Origin of the sequence: Algibacter aquimarinus (assembly GCF_039543265.1) — a bacterium.
Lineage (GTDB): Bacteria > Bacteroidota > Bacteroidia > Flavobacteriales > Flavobacteriaceae > Algibacter_B > Algibacter_B aquimarinus.
The window spans coordinates 395,556-411,874 of sequence record NZ_BAABJK010000006.1 but is presented as its reverse complement, the minus strand read 5'-3'; the positions used below and the strand labels follow the sequence as shown (position 1 = coordinate 411,874).

Here is a 16,319-nt window from a genome sequence, read left to right as displayed (position 1 = left end):
ATGCGTTTTTATGTGTTTTAATATCTTCAATGTCATTTTCGCAATCTGCTCTAAATTCTTTTTTAACACCAAGTGATACACTACATATTCCAAGACGAAATGCAGTAATTATATCAGAAGCATCAGCTATGAGTTTAACCTTAATTGGTTTAAATGAACTTTGGTATGCCGATTTCGAGCGTTCTAAATTCCAATTTGTAAACGATAATAAAGAATGGCTTCAAATGGATAAGATAGGCCATGTATTTTCAGCATATCAAATGGGGCGTTTTGGTGCAGATATACTTAATTGGAGTGGAGTTAGTAAAAAAAATCAGTTAGTATACGGAGCAACTCTAGGGTTTGGCTTTTTAACAGCTGTTGAGGTACTGGATGGATTCTCGAAAGAATGGGGTTTTTCTTGGGGAGATATGTTAGCAAATGCGTCAGGTACAGGTCTCTACATTGGACAAGAATTGTTGTGGAATGAGCAACGAATTGCCTTAAAATTCTCTTTTAGCAAAACAAAGTATGCTGCTTTGAATCCAGAAAAGCTTGGAGAAAGCACCTTAGAACAAATTTTGAAAGATTATAACGGACAAACCTACTGGCTTAGTTTTAATTTACATTCTTTTTTTAAAGAAAGTAAAATTCCAAAGTGGCTAAACCTAGCTATAGGCTACGGTGGAGAAGGTATGCTTTTTGGTTCAGAAGATATTGACAATCAAGTGTTAACAAGTAATTCGCGATATAGACAATACTATTTAAGTTTTGATGTAAATTTGAGTAGAATTAGAACAAATTCAATGTTTTTAAAGACTATTTTCAGCATTTTTAATACTATAAAAATACCTTTTCCAACATTAGAATTTAACAAAAATGGAGCTGTATTTCATCTATTCTCCAACTAAATAAAGTAGTTAAACGAGTAATTTTGATAATATATAAAAAATATCTAATTTTGCACGCTCAAATTTTCAGGTGTTTGTTTTGTAAATAGCACTGAAGAAATTTAAAATTATGATAAAAAATATTGGAAGTTATTTAACCCTCACACTTACAATATGTATTCTATTGTATACGTCGTTTTCATCTGATGAAACGGTAGATTTAAGTAAGTATTCAACAAAAGGATTAGAGTTGAATTATACTGTGAGTCAAGAGCAAAATATCAATGATGATGTTTTAGCTTCAAATGATTTAGATTTTTCTCCATATTTAGGGAAATCTTTCGTTGGTTTTAAAGAGGCTTTAGCTTTTAAAGAATCACGTGGCGATTATTCTTCTGTAAATACATTTGGCTATTTAGGAAAGTATCAGTTTGGAAAAGAAACTTTAAAAATGATTGGAATTAGTAACCCAGTTAAGTTTCTCAAAAACCCAGTGCTGCAAGAAAAAGCTTTTATTGCAAATGCCTCACGTAACAAGTGGATATTAAGAAGAGATATAAAAAACTTTGTTGGAAAACGGATTAATGGAATTGTTGTAACAGAGTCAGGAATTTTGGCCGCAGCACATTTAGCTGGTCCTGGAAGTGTAAAGGAATATTTAAGAAGCTACGGTTTAGATAATTTTGCTGATGGTTATGGAACTACAGTAGAGTATTATATGAAACGATTTTCTGGTTACGATACATCTTTTGTTAAACCAAATAAGCTCGCAAAAGCGATTTAGCGATAATAAAGTAATTAGCTTTTATGAATTATAAATATGGTAGGTCTCTTATGGAGGTCTACCTTATTTTTTTTCCACGAATTGGCTGTTTGGGTTTTTATAAATTCTGATGAAAGTGTAATATCGCATGCCACACAAATACTAGTGTTACTTTCTAGTATAGCGGATAAGTCTTCAAGCATTTTGTTGTTTCTGTATGGTGTTTCTATAAATATTTGAGATTGATTTTGCTCAAAAGATAGACGCTCTAAACGTTTTATTTCGGATTTTCTTTCTCCTTTATCAATAGGTAAGTAGCCATTAAAGGCAAAACTTTGTCCGTTCATTCCAGAACTCATTATAGCCATTAATATAGATGAAGGACCAACTAAAGGTGTAACTTTTATGTTTTTCTCATGAGCAATTTTTACAACCTCAGCTCCAGGGTCAGCTACTCCGGGGCAACCAGCATCAGATAATAAACCAACGTTACTGCCATGTAAACACGGATTAAGAAAACTAGGAATTTCAGTTGCATCAGTAAATTTATTTAATGAGAATAATTTTAATGATGGTTGTGGCTTTTCAGGTGTTATTTTTTTTATAAATCGTCTTGCTGATTTTTCATTTTCAACAATAAATATATCAGTTTCTTGAATTACTTTCTTCACCAAAATCGGTAATACTTCCAAAGGATCATTATCGCCTAGAGTTGTTGGAATTAAAAAAAGTTTACCTTTAATGGAATTCATTTTTTAAATTTTTTGCTATAATGTTACAGGCTTCGTCTAGCATATTATATACATTTTCAAAACCATCATCGCCGCCATAATAAGGGTCAGGCACGTCGAAATTTTTGTTAGGATAAACTTCGTTTAAAATCATTTTTACTTTTGCGATATCAGCATCATTACGCGCAAGTTTAACAACATTTTTGAAATTCGATTCGTCCATGACATATATTAAATCGAAGGTATCAAAATCAGATACGTTAAATTGTCTTCCTCTTAAATTAGAAATATTAAGCCCGTGTTTTCTTGCAATTGCTACAGATCGATTATCGGGAGAGCTGCCTATATGATAATTTGCTGTACCTGCAGAATCAATTGTAAAATTATTATTGAGTTTAGATTTTAAAATACCTTCGGCTAGTGGAGAACGACAAATGTTGCCCAAACAAACCATTAGTATTTTAGTCATTATTAATGGGTTTTAAACGGAAAGTTTTTTTGTAATGTCTTCAACATATTTTCTGAATTGTTTGTCAGTTGAAGATAGGTTATCTACAGTTTTGCAAGCATGTAAAACTGTTGCATGATCACGTTTTCCTATTTGAGAACCAATACTAGCAAGTGATGCTTTAGTAAACTTTTTAGCAAAAAACATTGCTAATTGTCTGGCTTGTACAATGTGACGTTTTCTAGTTTTAGATTGAAGTGTATCTACGTCCATTTGGAAATAATCTGATACTACTTTTTGTATATAATCTATAGAGACTTCTCGTTTTGTGTTCTTTACAAACTTTTCAACAATTACTCGAGCTAAATCTAAAGTAATTTCTTTTTTATTAAAAGACGATTGAGCTATTAACGAAATAATAGCACCTTCTAATTCTCTAACATTGGTTTTTATGTTTTTTGCAACATATTCAATAATATCATCGGGCATTTCAACACCATCGCGATATAATTTGTTCTTTAAAATAGAAACACGCGTTTCGAAGTCTGGATGCTGTAATTCTGCAGAAAGCCCCCATTTGAAACGTGATAATAAGCGTTGCTCTATATCTTGCATGTCAACAGGTGCCTTATCACTAGTTAAGATAACTTGTTTTCCATTTTGATGCAAATGATTGAAGATGTGGAAGAATACATCTTGCGTTCCTGTTTTTCCAGATAGGAACTGCACATCATCAATAATTAAAACATCTATAATCTGATAGAAGTGAATAAAATCATTCCTGTTATTTTTCTTTACAGAATCTATATATTGTTGAGTAAACTTTTCAGCAGATATATATAATACCGTTTTTTCAGGATATTTATCTTTTATATCTACACCAATAGCATGCGCTAAATGTGTTTTTCCTAAGCCTACACCTCCAAAAATTAATAACGGATTAAAAGATGTACCTCCAGGTTTTGCTGCCACTGCTAAACCTGCACTACGTGCTAAACGGTTTGAATCACCTTCTAAAAAGTTTTCAAAACTGTAATTAGGGTTTAACTGAGATTCTATTTTTACATTCCTAATACCTGGGATTACAAAAGGGTTTCGTAATTCTGGGCTTTTATTGTTTAAAGGAACATCTACATCTTGAGATTTTAAAGCGCCTCTATTGGAGCTTGGTATTTTCTCGGTAAATGGTTGCTTATTGCCATACGTATTCTCCATTTTAATAATGTATACAAGTTTGGCATGCTCACCTAATTCTTTAGTAAGTGACACTTTTAGAATTTTTACATAATGTTCTTCAAGCCATTCGTAAAAGAATTTACTTGGTACTTGAATACTTAATGCATTATCGGTAAGTTTTACGGCAACTATGGGTTCAAACCAAGTTTTGTATGCTTGCGGTTGGATATTATCCTTTATGAATAGAAGACAGTTACTCCATACCGATTGCGCAGTCATACTCATTTGTTTGATTATTGGTTTTTAGTTAGTTTAATTGAATGAGATTTGTAATTCTCAATTCCCCCCCTTATTAGTGACGCAAATATGTGAACAAAATTCTTAAAAAAAAAATGATTTACTATTGAATTTTTAGAAATTTTTCACCATGTTTAAAGCGTAGCCGAATCTACAAAAAAATATTTAAACTACGTTATGAAAATCGATGAAATACAAATAAGAGTGAGATATGGTGAAACTGACCAAATGGGAGTTGTTTATCATGGAAACTACCCATTATATCTTGAAATGGGACGTATTGAGTGGTTAAGGAAACAAGGAGTCTCTTACAAGAAAATGGAAGAAAATGGAATTATGTTACCAGTTGTTTCATTACAGATAAACTATAAAAAGTCAGCTAGTTATGATGATGTAATTAATGTAAAAACTCAACTGAAAAACAAACCCACAGCGAAGATTGAATTTGAATATGAAATAACCAATGAAAAAGGTGAAGTCTTAACTACCGCTTCAACTATTTTAGTTTTTGTTGATATGAAAACTAATAGACCAACAAGGGCGCCTCAATATTTATTAGATACTCTAAATTTCTAGTTTTAATTTTTTTATATCAATTTCAAAAAGATGATTGAAGATTTCAAAAATAGATGATGCTTCTTTTTTTCTAACACTAATAGTTATTTGGCAATCTATTTCTAATTTCTGTTTTATAATATTTAGGTTTTTCTCCTTAATAATACGCATAACAGTATTCATATTTTTATATTCAAAGGTTAAAAGGAAATGTACATTTATTGTTTTTTCTAAAATATTAGAAGCTTCCAAAGCTAATTGGGCAGAGGTTTTATAAGCTTTAATTAGTCCGCCAACTCCAAGTTTTACACCTCCAAAATAACGCACAACCACAATTAAAATATTGGTAACATTAAAAGACTGTATTTGTCCGTAAATAGGTAGGCCGGCACTATTGTTGGGCTCACCATCGTCGTTTGTTCTATAACTTATAGTTTCTGTACCAATTTGGTACGCATAGCACCAATGGCGAGCGGCATGATGTTCTTTCTTTAGTTTTTCAATACTGTACTTTATGTCATCTTCGTTTTTTACTGGGAAAGTATAACCATAAAACTTGCTATTTTTTTCTTTGTATAAAACAGGTTTTGAAGATGATTTAATAGTTTTATAGGTATCCTTATCGATCAAAATATTTTAAAATAAATGACTTTTTGTTTTAAACATTTTTGCAACATCTTCTGACTCTGGATTAATATGCCAGGTTTTAATGTTTAATTTTTTTGCAGTTTCAATATTATCTTTATTATCATCAATAAAAAAGCATTCGTTAGCTTTTAAATTATTTTTATTTAAAACAAATTCGAAAATATCAGCATTTGGTTTTCTTAAATTAATTTCATGAGATAAATAAAAGGCGTCAAAACAATTTTTAAAATTTTCATAGAATGAAACATGTTTTTTAATCCAGTTAATGTGTAACTCATTGGTATTACTTAACAGAATAAGTTTGAATTTTGACGATGCTTTTAAATCTTTTAAAAAATCTAATCTATAATCTGGAAAATCTTTCAGTATTAAATTCCACAAGTCAATTAACTCTTCTTTTGAAATGTTTGGAAAATTATCTTTGTAAAACATTAAAAATTGATCAGTAGAAACCAGTCCTTGCTCATAAAGGCTATTGTAGGTTATTATCTCATTTGTAAACTCAGTAATATTTAAAGATTCAAGAGTTTTCTTTATCGCCTCTTCTATATTAAGATTTATAAAAACATTACCAAAATCGAATATTATGGTTTTAATCATTCTTGTAAGTTTTGAGAATATCTGAATCAATTTGTTCTTCAGAGATTAGTTTTCCAGAAAAATTTGGCGCTTTCACACCTTGTTTAAAAGAATTTTTTCCTGTAAAAACTCGAGCTTCATCCCATAAATCTCTATCAATAAAGGTTTGAAGTGTTCTTGCACCACCTTCAATAATTACAGAAGTTATGTTGTTTTCAAAAAGCAAATTACATATTTGATGCTCAATATTTTTTGAGAAATCAACATTGTTTTTATTTATAACTATTGTTTTCGCTTGATTATTAAAAATATTATAAGCTTTAGATAGTTTATTGTTCTTATCTATAACAACCCTGATAGGATTTTCTCCAGTCCAATCTCTAGCAGTTAATGTTGGGTTGTCTTCAAAAACAGTATTTGTGCCTACTAATATAGCATGTTCTTCTGTGCGCCACTTATGTACTAATTGTCTTGAATATGAATTAGTAATCCAAACTGGTTTTTGTTCGTTTTTGGTTTTAGGAGCTATAAAACCATTAGAGGTTTCTGCCCATTTTAATATAATAAAAGGGCGTTTTTTGTTATGAAATGTAAAAAAGCGCTTATGGTGTGTTTTGCATTCGGTTTGCAAAGTACCAACAGTTACATTTATACCTGAATTTGTTAGTTTTTCAATGCCTTTGCCTGCTACTTTTTTGTTATCGTCTATACAACCAATTACAACATTTGGTATTTCATGTTTAATAATTAGGTCGCTACATGGTGGTGTTTTTCCATAATGAGAACAAGGTTCTAATGTAACATAAATGGTTGCATCTTTTAGGAGTGTTTTATTTTTTACTGAATTAATAGCATTTACCTCTGCATGATTTCCTCCATATTTGCTTGTGTAGCCTTCTCCAATAATTTTGTTGTTGTGCACAATTATAGAACCAACCATCGGATTTGGTCTGGTAGTTCCCAATCCGTTTTTAGCAATTTCTAAACAACGTTGTATGTAGTTTTCGTGTGTACTCAAAACTTAATTTTAACGTCTTCGGTTTGGTTAATTTCATAATTATAAGAAAAACCTAGAACTTTATATTTTATATCACCTTTATACTGAACTTTGATTTTTTTACTAAATAAACTACCAATCAAGCCACCTATACTTTTATTACTAAAAATACTATCCGTAGGTATTATGGCCGTTAAAGGAATTGAAAACTCTTGTTTTGCTGGAACTTTAAAGCTTTTAGTTGAAACTGTTCCCATTTGGTTATCGTTTACAAAAACTTTTATCTCATCGGTTTGTAATTCGCCACCAATATCATTCGGATTAATAAAATTAGCGTCGGCGGTAAAGGTAACTTGTTTAGATGTAGATTCTAAAACCTTTATATTTTCAACGTTAACAAAAACAGGCTTTTCTTTTACCGAGCAGCTTAAAAATGTAACTAATATTGTTGATAAGATTATGAGTTGCTTCATTCTAGTTTTTTAAGATTTAATGTATCTTCACTTACTTAAAAATAGTGTTGAAGTGAACAAAGATACTACAGTTATTCGAGAAATTGAACCTCAAGATAATGCTCAATTAGAGCAAGTAATAAGAGCTTGTTTTCCTGAGTTTAAAATTCCTTTGGAGGGAACTGCCTATGCAGACGAAGAAACTCCAAAAATGTATGAAGCTTACCAAAATGATAATGACGTTTATTTTGTTATTGAAAAAGATGGCGAAGTTTTAGGTGGCGGTGGAGTTAAACCCTTAAAGGATTTTGAAAAAGAGGTTTGCGAAATACAGAAAATGTATTTTTCTCCAAAAGTTAGAGGAAAAGGTTATGGCAAAGTGTTGTTTAAAAAATGTATGACCGCTGCAAAAGATTTAGGGTATAAAAAATGTTATTTAGAATCGGCTCCGCAGCTCAAAGCAGCCATACATATTTACGAGAGCTTTGGTTTTAAACATTTAGATGGGCCTTTAGGCAATACAGGTCATTTTTCATGTGGTGTTTGGATGATAAAGGAATTATGAAGTTAAAGGACATACAAATTAAATTTCATAACGAATTAGATGTTATTTACCCATCGGAAGAGGTTGATAGTTTCTTTTTTATTTTAATAGATTTTTATCATCAAATTTCCAGACTTAAGCTGGCAATGAATTTAGATTTAGAAATTGAAAACTCAAAAAATGTATTAGAAGCACTAGAATTATTGAAAAAAGAAATGCCAATTCAGTACATAACTGGCGAAACAGAATTTTTTGGATTAACTTTTAAAGTAAACGAAAGCGTTTTAATACCTAGGCCTGAAACTGAAGAGCTGGTCCATTGGGTTGTTAAATCTAACAAAAACCAAAAAATAAAAATAATTGACATTGGTACAGGTAGTGGTTGTATAGCTATTTCTATAGCAAAAAAAATGCCCAACGCCAGTGTTTATGGTATAGATGTTAGTAAAGACGCTCTAAAAGTTGCAAAACAAAATGCAGATTTAAATCATGTTAATGTTAATTTTATTGAGGCAGATATTCTTACATTTCAAAATAATAATTTTAATATAGAACCTAGTTTTGATATTATAATATCTAATCCGCCTTACGTTAGAGAACAAGAAAAAGAATTAATGTCTCTTAATGTTTTAAATAACGAACCGCATTTAGCATTGTTTGTAAAAGATGAAAATCCGCTATTATTTTATAATATGATTACCGATTTCGCTAAACATAATCTAAACGATAATGGACAATTATTTTTTGAAATAAACGAATATTTAGGAAGAGACATGATTGAGTTATTAACCGACAAGAATTTTAAAAACATTCAGTTAAAACAAGATCTTTTCAAAAAAGATAGAATGATTAAAGCAACTATAAATTAATGAGTAAAATACAGTCACAAATAAATTTACTTCGAGAAGAATTACGCAAACATAATTACAACTATTATGTTTTAGATAATGCTACTATTTCAGATTTTGATTTTGATAAAAAACTAAAAGAGCTCCAAGAGCTTGAAGCTAAACATCCAGAGTATTTTGATGCAAATTCTCCAACACAACGAGTTGGTGGTGAGGTAACAAAGAATTTTGAAACCGTTAAGCACGAGCATAGAATGTATTCTTTAGATAATTCCTATTCAAAAGAAGATTTACAGGATTGGGAAACTCGAATTAAAAAAATGGTTTATGGTGATATTGAGTATACTTGCGAATTAAAATATGACGGAGCTTCCATTAGTTTAACCTACGAATCTGGTAAATTGGTTAAAGCTATTACACGAGGAGATGGATTTCAAGGGGATAACGTAACAGCCAATATAAAAACTATAAAATCTGTCCCGTTACAATTAAAAGGTGATTACCCTGCTAAATTTGATATTAGAGGAGAAATAGTTTTGCCATTTGAAGGTTTTATAAAAATGAATGAAGAGCGGGTTGAAATAGGAGAGGAGCCTTACAGAAACCCAAGAAATACAGCTTCTGGAAGCTTAAAGTTACAAGATAGTGCAGAGGTTGCAAAACGCCCTTTGGAATGTTTGTTGTATAATTTAACAGGATACAATTTAGGTGTAAATACGCAATTTGAAAGTTTAGATAAAGCCAGACAGTGGGGTTTTAAAGTTCCAAAAGCTGCTAAACTAGCTAAATCTATTGATGAAGTTTTAGAGTTTATAGATTATTGGAATGAGGAGCGTCACAATTTACCTTACGAAACAGATGGAGTTGTTATTAAAGTAAATAATTTGCAACAACAAGAGGAGCTAGGTTATACTGCTAAAGCGCCACGTTGGGCCATGGCTTACAAATTTAAAGCAGAACAAGTTTCGACAACTTTAAATAGTATTACTTACCAAGTTGGAAGAACTGGAGCTATTACGCCAGTAGCTAATTTAGAGCCGGTAGAACTAGCAGGAACAACTGTAAAAAGAGCATCCTTACATAATGCAGATCAAATTGAAAAGTTAGATATTAGAGTTGGGGATGAAGTTTATGTTGAGAAAGGCGGTGAGATTATACCTAAAATATTAGGAGTAGATTTAAGTAAGCGTCCGAAAAATTCTGAAGCCACAACCTATATAACATCCTGCCCTGAGTGTGATACATCATTGATAAGACAAGAAGGAGAAGCTCAGCATTATTGCCCGAATTATAATGGGTGTAATCCCCAAATTATTGGAAGAATTCAACATTTTATTTCTAGAAAAGCCATGGATATTGATGGTTTAGGTGGTGAAACTGTGTCACTTTTAGTAAATGAGGGGCTTATAAATAATTATTCAGATTTATATGAATTAACAAAAGAGCAAGTTATTCCTTTGGAGCGTATGGCAGAAAAAAGCGCTGATAATTTGATTAAAGGTATTGCGGAATCTAAGAACATTCCTTTTGAACGTGTTTTGTTTGCATTAGGTATTCGTTATGTTGGCGAAACTGTTGCAAAAAAATTAGCAAAACACTATAAGAGTATTGATGCGATAGCAATAGCATCTCAAGAAGACTTAGTAAATGTTGATGAAATTGGGATAAAGATAGCTGAAAGTGTTGTTGCATTTTTCTCTTCAGAAGAAAATATGTTGATTATCAATCGTCTAAAAGGTTTTAATGTGCAATTAAAAATTTCTGATGAAGAGCTTGAGGGGCAAACAGATAAGCTTAAAGGAGATATAATTGTTGTTTCAGGTGTTTTTGAAAGTATTTCCAGAAATGAACTAAAAAAGCTTATTGAAGATAACGGAGGTAAAGTAAGTAGTTCAATTTCTTCTAAAACAAGTTATATAGTTGCAGGTGATAATATGGGGCCTAGTAAAAAAGATAAAGCAGAAAAATTAGGTATATCGCTAATAAATGAGTATGAATTCTTACAAAAATTGGAATAATTGCTGTATTTTATCGATAAAAAGTATTTTTTTAACGTTTAATTGTAAAATATGTGTATGTTTGTATATCAACATTAAATTGCAATTATGAACAAGTCGAAAGTCTTGGTAAGTTTTGTTTTAATATTTTACGCTCTATTTGTTTTTTTTGAATTTAGCGGGAATTATGATCTCTCATTTTATTTTGACACATTACTAATACCTTTAATTACTCTCACTTATATACTATTTATAAAAAATAAAAATATCTATTTTTTATTGTTCTTACTGTTTTACTCAGTAGGAGATTTGTTTGTTTTATTTTTAGATTTTGTACCCTTCAATGAAAACTCATTATTGAGTAATTATCAATATTGTATAACAAATTCTATGTTTATTATAGCTTACATATTTCTTCTAGTAAAAATAATAAAGTCTGTTTGTATGTTACACATCTTGAAAAATTTTAAAATTCATTTAATAGTTTTAATGGCTTTAAATGTTTATTTAATTTATGTTTTGCAGCTCATTGTAAAGCCAAATTTAGATGTAGAGTTGGATTATTATTTTGAATTAGTTTATAACATAGTAACACTTTTACTGCTATCTATGGCGTTGCTAAATTACTTTTACAGAGATAACCAAAAGTCACTCTTTTTATTCCTTGGAACACTATGTTTGGTGTTTTCAGAAGTAATAGATATTGCTTTTATTTACATATCTCAAAAGAGTATTTTAAGCTTTTTAGCTACTACATTATCTCTTGTTGCATTTTACTTTCTTTTCAAACAGTCTAAGTTCATAAACACACCAAGACAAGAGGACACCTTTATTATTGCAGACTAATTTTTCTGTTTATTTATAAAAGGAATATCTTTTTTATATAAGTAAAGTAAAATAGCTGAAAGTGTAAAGGTTAAAACTGCTGTGTAGAAAAGCACACCACCATCTTCATTTACTTCTATTCCCAACATAGTTAAATGCATAAAAATAGCACCACCAATAATTCCTAAAGTTAATAATGCTCCTAACCAAACTGTTTTAGGCACAAGAAGTAAAATACCAGCTATAAGTTCTAAAATACCGATACCAATTCTTCCGTAGGGTTCTAAACCTACTGTTTCAAAAATATAAACACTATCTGGGTGAGCCGTAAATTTAAAACGGAGTGTTTGTATTAAAATAATAGCTACAATTAATCTTAAAACTAGTGGAAAGTACTTTTTCATCTTATTTATGGTTTGGTTTTATAATTATATGTTTAGACGTAAGCTCAAGAATTACTTTTCATGTGCACGTTATATTTCATAAGAAACACATGAAATATGTATTTCGTCGATAAAATAGTGTTTTTAGTCGATGTGTCTGTAATTTTTTATATATTTGAAATAACCTACTTATAATGTTATTGTGAAAAATTTGTTCAAACCTACTTTTAACAAAATCTTTTTTTGTGCTTTATTAGTTTTAATTGCCCTAAGTTTTGTTAGCGCATTTAGTGAGGATGAATTGCTTTTAAATTCAACATTACCGCTATTTGTACCACTATTATTAATATTCTTTTTTGTTAAAAATAATTACCTAAAAATATCTTTAATTTCTTTTGTAGTACTTTCCTTTTTAGGTGATTTATCTTCAACTTTTTTTAAAGAATACACTTTACTTAATTTATCCAGTATGTTTTACTTGTTAAGTTATTTGCAATTAATAATAATTGCTTTAACTAAATTTAAAATTTTAAAAGTGGATAAGCTAATTGGATTATATTTACTGGTTGTTTTCTCAATAAACCTATACTTTCTTTATACAATATTTGATATTTTAAAAATTCTTATACCTGATGCAAATGAAGTTAATATGTTAGGCGCCAATGGCTTAACTTTAATGATTTTAACGTTTGTGTCGTTTGGAGTTTATTTAAATACTCAAACAAAACAATCTATATTCTTTTTAGTTGGTGTAATTTGCTTTGTATTTTCGGTAATTATAGGCTATGTAAATCATTATTATTTGTACGATTGGATTTTTGTTATGTTAACTAGAGGTTTATATGCTTTAGGTTTGTATCAAATATTTAAATATGCCTCTTTAGATACTAAAACCAAAAGGGAGAAAGTATTACGAATGAAAGAAAGTGATAATTTTTCTTCAGAGAAAGTCTTGGTTTAGACTATTATTGAAGTTCCTTTTGCCGATTTATTTTTATCTGTATCAAAATAAAAATCTATTTTACCAAGATTAATACCATAACAACCTACTTGGTTTACTAAGGTGTTTTTTCCTTCGCTATTTTTAACGATGGTTGGTTTTGGTAAAAATGTATGTGTGTGACCACCAATAATTAAATCAATATTTTTTGTTTTTTTAGCAAGATTTAAGTCGCTAATTCTGTTAGGATTTTTTTTGTAGTAATATCCTAAATGTGATAAACAAATAATTAGATCACATTGTTCGTCATTCTTCAAAATTCGCGTCATTTCCTGAGTCATTTCAATAGGGTCTAAATATTTAGTTTCTTTACTTAGCTCAGTAGTAACAAGTCCTTTTAGTTCAATGCCTAAACCAAAAACTCCAATTTTAATCCCATCTTTTTTAAAGATTTTATAAGGCTTTGTATGAGTGTCTAATATTGTATTTGAGAAATCGTAATTAGCAGTTAGAAATTCAAATTCTTTGTGTGGATATTGTGCATATAAACCATCAATTCCATTATCAAAATCATGGTTTCCAATAGTGGCAGCGTCATATTTTAACTTGCTCATCAACTTAAATTCTAACTCACCACCGTAGTAATTAAAATAAGGAGTACCTTGAAAAATATCTCCAGCATCAAGTAATAATGTGTTTGGGTTTTCTTTTCTTATAGATTCAATTAAAGAAGCCCTTCGAGCCACTCCTCCTTTGTTTGCATTTCTTCCATCTTCTGGACCAAAGGCATCAATATGGCTATGCACATCATTGGTGTGCAAAATGGTTATTTTAGAAGTTCTATTTATTGTCGAGAACGATTGCAAACCAAAACCACCAAGTGTTATTAATGCACTTCCTGCTGTAGTTTTCTGGATAAAATCTCTACGTTTCATAAGGTAAGTTTTAGTTTATCTGAATGTATCTATCGTCAATTACAGGTTTAAGGGTGTCTATCTTTTTAAAATTATCAATAAGTGCTTTACGTATTTTGTAATCTAAAAAAGTAACGCCCTCATTAGGTTTAAAAAAGGTCATATTATCACCCATATTATATGTGTAATCACTGGTAGCTACATAATAGGTTTTTGTAGAATCTATTGTATTATCATTAATGGTTACACTTAAAATATTGTAATCTTTATCAATTTTTAATTTAAGTTGAGAGCTAAAAGGAACCGCTCTTTTAGAAGATACTATATAATCTACAATATTCTTGATTTTATCACCTTTTAAACCGGCCACAACAATGCTGTTTTCAAAAGGCATTACTTTGTAAGCGGTTCTTGCTGTGATATTTCCTTTAGAAATTATAGAGCGAATACCACCATAATTAAGTAGTACAAAATCTATATTATTTTTAGTTCTCGCTTTAAATACAGGATTGGCTTGAGTATAAACTGCATCTGCCATAAAATTGCCAATTGCGGTATTAAATTGTCCGTCAGTTTTAGAATATGTGTCTATTGAATATGCCAAAACACTATCTAAATCTTTTTGAATATGAATTCTGTAGGGTTTTATAAACGCCTCAATTTCAGAATCAATGCTTAAGCTGTCGTTAATCTCAATTTTATCTCCTACAATCTTTGTAGGCCCAATTTTTTGTTGCTTACAAGCTGTAAAAGTGAAAAAATATAACAAAAAAAAGAAATATGTAAACCTCATATATTAAACGAAATTTTGAATGTACTTTTGCTACCTTTGCGCAAAGTATAAAGGTAAATGATTTTAAAGGCTTTCAAAGAAAAATCTAATAAAAAGTACTTAAACAAATTGTTATCTGAAAGACAAGTAAACGTTACAGATAAAAAAATTAGTAGTTTAGGTATTGTAATAAATATTAATGAAATTCAGGATTTTGAAAGGTTTAATGTATTAGCTGAATCTATTAAAGTAAGACCTAATAAACTAAAAATTATTGCCTTTTCTGAAAGTAAAAAAGATGATTTAAATTCTTGGGATAATTGTTACTATCCAAAAGATTTTGGTTGGAAGGGTGATATTAAAAATATTGAACTACAATCTTTTTTAAACACTAAATTTGATGTTTTAGTAAACTATTACGAAAAAGAAGTGTTAGAATTAAAACTGATTACAGCGCTTTCAAAATCAGAGCTAAAAATAGGAATTTCTAAATCTGATGAAAGATTAAACGACTTAATAATAAAGACCAATTTAAAAGAATTTGATGTATTTAAAAAAGAGTTATTTAAATACTTAACCATATTAAATAAAATTTAAAATGAATAGCAAGTTTCTAGGAACTGGAGTTGCGTTAGTTACGCCATTTAATTCAGATTTGAGTATAGATCATGAGGCTTTAACGAATATTGTAAACTTCAATATTGATAATGGAACAGATTATCTTGTAATTTCTGGTACAACCGGTGAAAGCGTAACTATTACCAAGCAAGAGAAAAAAGAAATTATAGCAACTATTTTAAAAGCTAATAACAAAAGAGTTCCGCTAGTTTTAGGAATTGGTGGAAATAATACAATGGCTGTAATAGAGGAGATAAAGAATACAGATTTAAGTGAAATAGATGCTATTTTATCGGTCTCTCCATATTACAGTAAACCAACACAAAAAGGAATTTATCAGCATTTTAAAGCCATAGCTGAAGCTTCTCCAATAGATGTTATTTTATATAATGTTCCTGGTCGAACGTCAAAAAATGTTGAAGTAGAAACTACCTTAAGACTTGCAAATGATTTTGATAATATAATAGCTGTAAAAGAGGCAGGAAACAATTTGGCTCAATATTTAGAATTGATTAAAAATAAACCAGAAGACTTTCTAGTTATTTCAGGTGATGACGATTTAGCTTTAGGAGTTGTTTTAGCTGGAGGCGCTGGAGTAATCTCTGTAATAGGACAAGCATTTCCTAAAGATTTTTCAGATATGATTCGCCTAGGTTTAAAAGGAGAAACAGAAAAGGCTTATAAACTTCACTTCAAATTAATTGATGTTATAGGTTATATTTTTGAAGAAAATAACCCTGCTGGAATTAAGGCTGTTTTTGAAGCATTAAATTTATGTAATGACACGGTACGATTGCCACTTGTACCTGCATCTAAAGCATTAAAACATAAAATACAAGATTTTGTAAAAGGGTATTAGGATGTTAAATATTACTTAAACCTTGCTGGTACTGACTTTAAGCCTTTACTTTAGCTTTAAAATAATATTTTTAAAATCCATATTAAAAACTTAATTTTGCATCC

Annotated in this window: 20 protein-coding genes; 10 read left to right on the top strand and 10 right to left on the bottom strand. The window is 29.9% G+C overall.

Features of this window, described 5'->3' with window-relative positions; all coding sequences use genetic code 11:
• The first annotated feature begins 29 nt into the window (after positions 1 to 29).
• Together ABD939_RS11035 and ABD939_RS11030 are read left to right on the top strand one after the other, a co-directional pair.
• Positions 30 to 890 carry a DUF2279 domain-containing protein gene (locus ABD939_RS11035; protein WP_345168382.1) on the top strand — a complete coding sequence of 287 codons (861 nt, stop codon included), beginning with the start codon at positions 30 to 32 and terminating at the stop codon, positions 888 to 890.
• Between the two features lie 109 nt (positions 891 to 999).
• Positions 1,000 to 1,653: a peptidoglycan-binding protein LysM gene (locus tag ABD939_RS11030; protein WP_345168379.1), complete on the top strand. Its 654-nt coding sequence runs from the start codon at positions 1,000 to 1,002 to the stop codon at positions 1,651 to 1,653.
• Positions 1,654 to 1,667: 14 nt separating this feature from the next.
• On the opposite strand, the gene ABD939_RS11025 is transcribed toward ABD939_RS11030, so the two are convergent.
• Genes ABD939_RS11025 through dnaA form a run of 3 tightly spaced genes read right to left on the bottom strand, consistent with a single transcriptional unit; the run spans position 1,668 to position 4,272 of the window.
• The gene (locus tag ABD939_RS11025) at positions 1,668 to 2,384 is read right to left on the bottom strand and encodes an SAM-dependent methyltransferase (RefSeq protein ID WP_345168377.1); all 717 of its coding nucleotides are present in this window, start codon (positions 2,382 to 2,384) and stop codon (positions 1,668 to 1,670) included.
• A complete protein-coding gene (locus ABD939_RS11020; RefSeq protein ID WP_345168375.1) occupies positions 2,371 to 2,832 on the bottom strand; it encodes a low molecular weight protein-tyrosine-phosphatase in 462 nt (153 codons plus the stop codon). The genes ABD939_RS11025 and ABD939_RS11020 overlap by 14 nt, the downstream gene beginning before the upstream one ends.
• 12 nt (positions 2,833 to 2,844) lie before the next feature.
• Positions 2,845 to 4,272, bottom strand: a complete 1,428-nt coding sequence (gene dnaA / locus ABD939_RS11015; RefSeq protein WP_345168373.1) for a chromosomal replication initiator protein DnaA — start codon at positions 4,270 to 4,272, stop codon at positions 2,845 to 2,847.
• A 189-nt stretch (positions 4,273 to 4,461) separates the two neighbouring features.
• Between dnaA and ABD939_RS11010 the strand changes: the two genes are divergently transcribed.
• Positions 4,462 to 4,860, top strand: a complete 399-nt coding sequence (locus ABD939_RS11010; RefSeq protein ID WP_345168371.1) for an acyl-CoA thioesterase — start codon at positions 4,462 to 4,464, stop codon at positions 4,858 to 4,860.
• Here the strand turns inward: ABD939_RS11010 and ABD939_RS11005 are convergent.
• Genes ABD939_RS11005 through ABD939_RS10990 form a run of 4 tightly spaced genes read right to left on the bottom strand, consistent with a single transcriptional unit; the run spans position 4,849 to position 7,536 of the window.
• The gene (locus ABD939_RS11005; RefSeq protein WP_345168369.1) at positions 4,849 to 5,469 is read right to left on the bottom strand and encodes an IMPACT family protein; all 621 of its coding nucleotides are present in this window, start codon (positions 5,467 to 5,469) and stop codon (positions 4,849 to 4,851) included. The genes ABD939_RS11010 and ABD939_RS11005 overlap by 12 nt on opposite strands.
• Positions 5,470 to 5,475: 6 nt before the next feature.
• The gene (locus tag ABD939_RS11000; RefSeq protein ID WP_345168366.1) at positions 5,476 to 6,087 is read right to left on the bottom strand and encodes an HAD family hydrolase; all 612 of its coding nucleotides are present in this window, start codon (positions 6,085 to 6,087) and stop codon (positions 5,476 to 5,478) included.
• A complete protein-coding gene (gene ribD, locus ABD939_RS10995; protein ID WP_345168363.1) occupies positions 6,080 to 7,084 on the bottom strand; it encodes a bifunctional diaminohydroxyphosphoribosylaminopyrimidine deaminase/5-amino-6-(5-phosphoribosylamino)uracil reductase RibD in 1,005 nt (334 codons plus the stop codon). Before ribD ends, ABD939_RS11000 begins: the two co-directional genes overlap by 8 nt.
• Entirely contained in the window at positions 7,081 to 7,536 is a 456-nt protein-coding gene (locus ABD939_RS10990; protein WP_345168361.1) for a hypothetical protein, read from the bottom strand. The genes ribD and ABD939_RS10990 overlap by 4 nt, the downstream gene beginning before the upstream one ends.
• 52 nt (positions 7,537 to 7,588) lie before the next feature.
• On the opposite strand from ABD939_RS10990, the gene ABD939_RS10985 reads away from it, so the two are divergent.
• From ABD939_RS10985 to ABD939_RS10970, 4 genes are all read left to right on the top strand, one after another.
• Positions 7,589 to 8,080: a GNAT family N-acetyltransferase gene (locus tag ABD939_RS10985; protein WP_345168359.1), complete on the top strand. Its 492-nt coding sequence runs from the start codon at positions 7,589 to 7,591 to the stop codon at positions 8,078 to 8,080.
• Positions 8,077 to 8,928 carry a peptide chain release factor N(5)-glutamine methyltransferase gene (gene prmC / locus ABD939_RS10980; RefSeq protein WP_345168357.1) on the top strand — a complete coding sequence of 284 codons (852 nt, stop codon included), beginning with the start codon at positions 8,077 to 8,079 and terminating at the stop codon, positions 8,926 to 8,928. The genes ABD939_RS10985 and prmC overlap by 4 nt, the downstream gene beginning before the upstream one ends.
• Entirely contained in the window at positions 8,928 to 10,925 is a 1,998-nt protein-coding gene (gene ligA / locus ABD939_RS10975) for an NAD-dependent DNA ligase LigA (protein WP_345168354.1), read from the top strand. The genes prmC and ligA overlap by 1 nt, the downstream gene beginning before the upstream one ends.
• A 423-nt stretch (positions 10,926 to 11,348) precedes the next feature.
• On the top strand, positions 11,349 to 11,750 hold the full coding sequence (locus tag ABD939_RS10970; protein WP_345168351.1) for a hypothetical protein: 402 nt from the start codon (positions 11,349 to 11,351) through the stop codon (positions 11,748 to 11,750).
• Here the strand turns inward: ABD939_RS10970 and ABD939_RS10965 are convergent.
• The gene (locus ABD939_RS10965; RefSeq protein WP_345168348.1) at positions 11,747 to 12,133 is read right to left on the bottom strand and encodes a DoxX family membrane protein; all 387 of its coding nucleotides are present in this window, start codon (positions 12,131 to 12,133) and stop codon (positions 11,747 to 11,749) included. The genes ABD939_RS10970 and ABD939_RS10965 overlap by 4 nt on opposite strands.
• A 514-nt stretch (positions 12,134 to 12,647) precedes the next feature.
• Here ABD939_RS10965 and ABD939_RS10960 point away from each other — a divergent pair.
• Positions 12,648 to 13,073 (top strand): hypothetical protein, encoded by a 426-nt coding sequence (locus tag ABD939_RS10960; protein WP_345168345.1) that lies wholly within the window; start codon positions 12,648 to 12,650, stop codon positions 13,071 to 13,073.
• On the opposite strand, the gene ABD939_RS10955 is transcribed toward ABD939_RS10960, so the two are convergent.
• Both ABD939_RS10955 and ABD939_RS10950 read right to left on the bottom strand, forming a co-directional pair.
• Positions 13,070 to 13,987 (bottom strand): bifunctional metallophosphatase/5'-nucleotidase, encoded by a 918-nt coding sequence (locus ABD939_RS10955; RefSeq protein ID WP_345168342.1) that lies wholly within the window; start codon positions 13,985 to 13,987, stop codon positions 13,070 to 13,072. The genes ABD939_RS10960 and ABD939_RS10955 overlap by 4 nt on opposite strands.
• Positions 13,988 to 13,997: 10 nt before the next feature.
• Entirely contained in the window at positions 13,998 to 14,759 is a 762-nt protein-coding gene (locus ABD939_RS10950) for a 5'-nucleotidase C-terminal domain-containing protein (RefSeq protein ID WP_345168339.1), read from the bottom strand.
• Positions 14,760 to 14,816: 57 nt separating this feature from the next.
• Here ABD939_RS10950 and ABD939_RS10945 point away from each other — a divergent pair, with 57 nt between their 5' ends.
• Together ABD939_RS10945 and dapA are read left to right on the top strand one after the other, a co-directional pair.
• Positions 14,817 to 15,335 carry a DUF6913 domain-containing protein gene (locus tag ABD939_RS10945; protein ID WP_345168337.1) on the top strand — a complete coding sequence of 173 codons (519 nt, stop codon included), beginning with the start codon at positions 14,817 to 14,819 and terminating at the stop codon, positions 15,333 to 15,335.
• Between the two features lies 1 nt (position 15,336).
• Positions 15,337 to 16,215 (top strand): 4-hydroxy-tetrahydrodipicolinate synthase, encoded by an 879-nt coding sequence (gene dapA, locus ABD939_RS10940; protein ID WP_345168334.1) that lies wholly within the window; start codon positions 15,337 to 15,339, stop codon positions 16,213 to 16,215.
• The last annotated feature ends 104 nt before the right edge of the window (positions 16,216 to 16,319 follow it).

Bases quoted from the DNA above. Each gene is read 5' to 3' on its own strand.
- ABD939_RS11035 (WP_345168382.1), top strand. From the start codon at position 30: ATGTCATTTTCGCAATCTGCTCTAAATTCTTTTTTAACACCAAGTGAT.
- ABD939_RS11030 (WP_345168379.1), top strand. From the start codon at position 1,000: ATGATAAAAAATATTGGAAGTTATTTAACCCTCACACTTACAATATGT.
- ABD939_RS11025 (WP_345168377.1), bottom strand. From the start codon at position 2,384: ATGAATTCCATTAAAGGTAAACTTTTTTTAATTCCAACAACTCTAGGC.
- ABD939_RS11020 (WP_345168375.1), bottom strand. From the start codon at position 2,832: ATGACTAAAATACTAATGGTTTGTTTGGGCAACATTTGTCGTTCTCCA.
- dnaA (WP_345168373.1), bottom strand. From the start codon at position 4,272: ATGAGTATGACTGCGCAATCGGTATGGAGTAACTGTCTTCTATTCATA.
- ABD939_RS11010 (WP_345168371.1), top strand. From the start codon at position 4,462: ATGAAAATCGATGAAATACAAATAAGAGTGAGATATGGTGAAACTGAC.
- ABD939_RS11000 (WP_345168366.1), bottom strand. From the start codon at position 6,087: ATGATTAAAACCATAATATTCGATTTTGGTAATGTTTTTATAAATCTT.
- ABD939_RS10990 (WP_345168361.1), bottom strand. From the start codon at position 7,536: ATGAAGCAACTCATAATCTTATCAACAATATTAGTTACATTTTTAAGC.
- prmC (WP_345168357.1), top strand. From the start codon at position 8,077: ATGAAGTTAAAGGACATACAAATTAAATTTCATAACGAATTAGATGTT.
- ligA (WP_345168354.1), top strand. From the start codon at position 8,928: ATGAGTAAAATACAGTCACAAATAAATTTACTTCGAGAAGAATTACGC.
- ABD939_RS10970 (WP_345168351.1), top strand. From the start codon at position 11,349: ATGTTACACATCTTGAAAAATTTTAAAATTCATTTAATAGTTTTAATG.
- ABD939_RS10965 (WP_345168348.1), bottom strand. From the start codon at position 12,133: ATGAAAAAGTACTTTCCACTAGTTTTAAGATTAATTGTAGCTATTATT.
- ABD939_RS10955 (WP_345168342.1), bottom strand. From the start codon at position 13,987: ATGAAACGTAGAGATTTTATCCAGAAAACTACAGCAGGAAGTGCATTA.
- ABD939_RS10950 (WP_345168339.1), bottom strand. From the start codon at position 14,759: ATGAGGTTTACATATTTCTTTTTTTTGTTATATTTTTTCACTTTTACA.
- ABD939_RS10945 (WP_345168337.1), top strand. From the start codon at position 14,817: ATGATTTTAAAGGCTTTCAAAGAAAAATCTAATAAAAAGTACTTAAAC.
- dapA (WP_345168334.1), top strand. From the start codon at position 15,337: ATGAATAGCAAGTTTCTAGGAACTGGAGTTGCGTTAGTTACGCCATTT.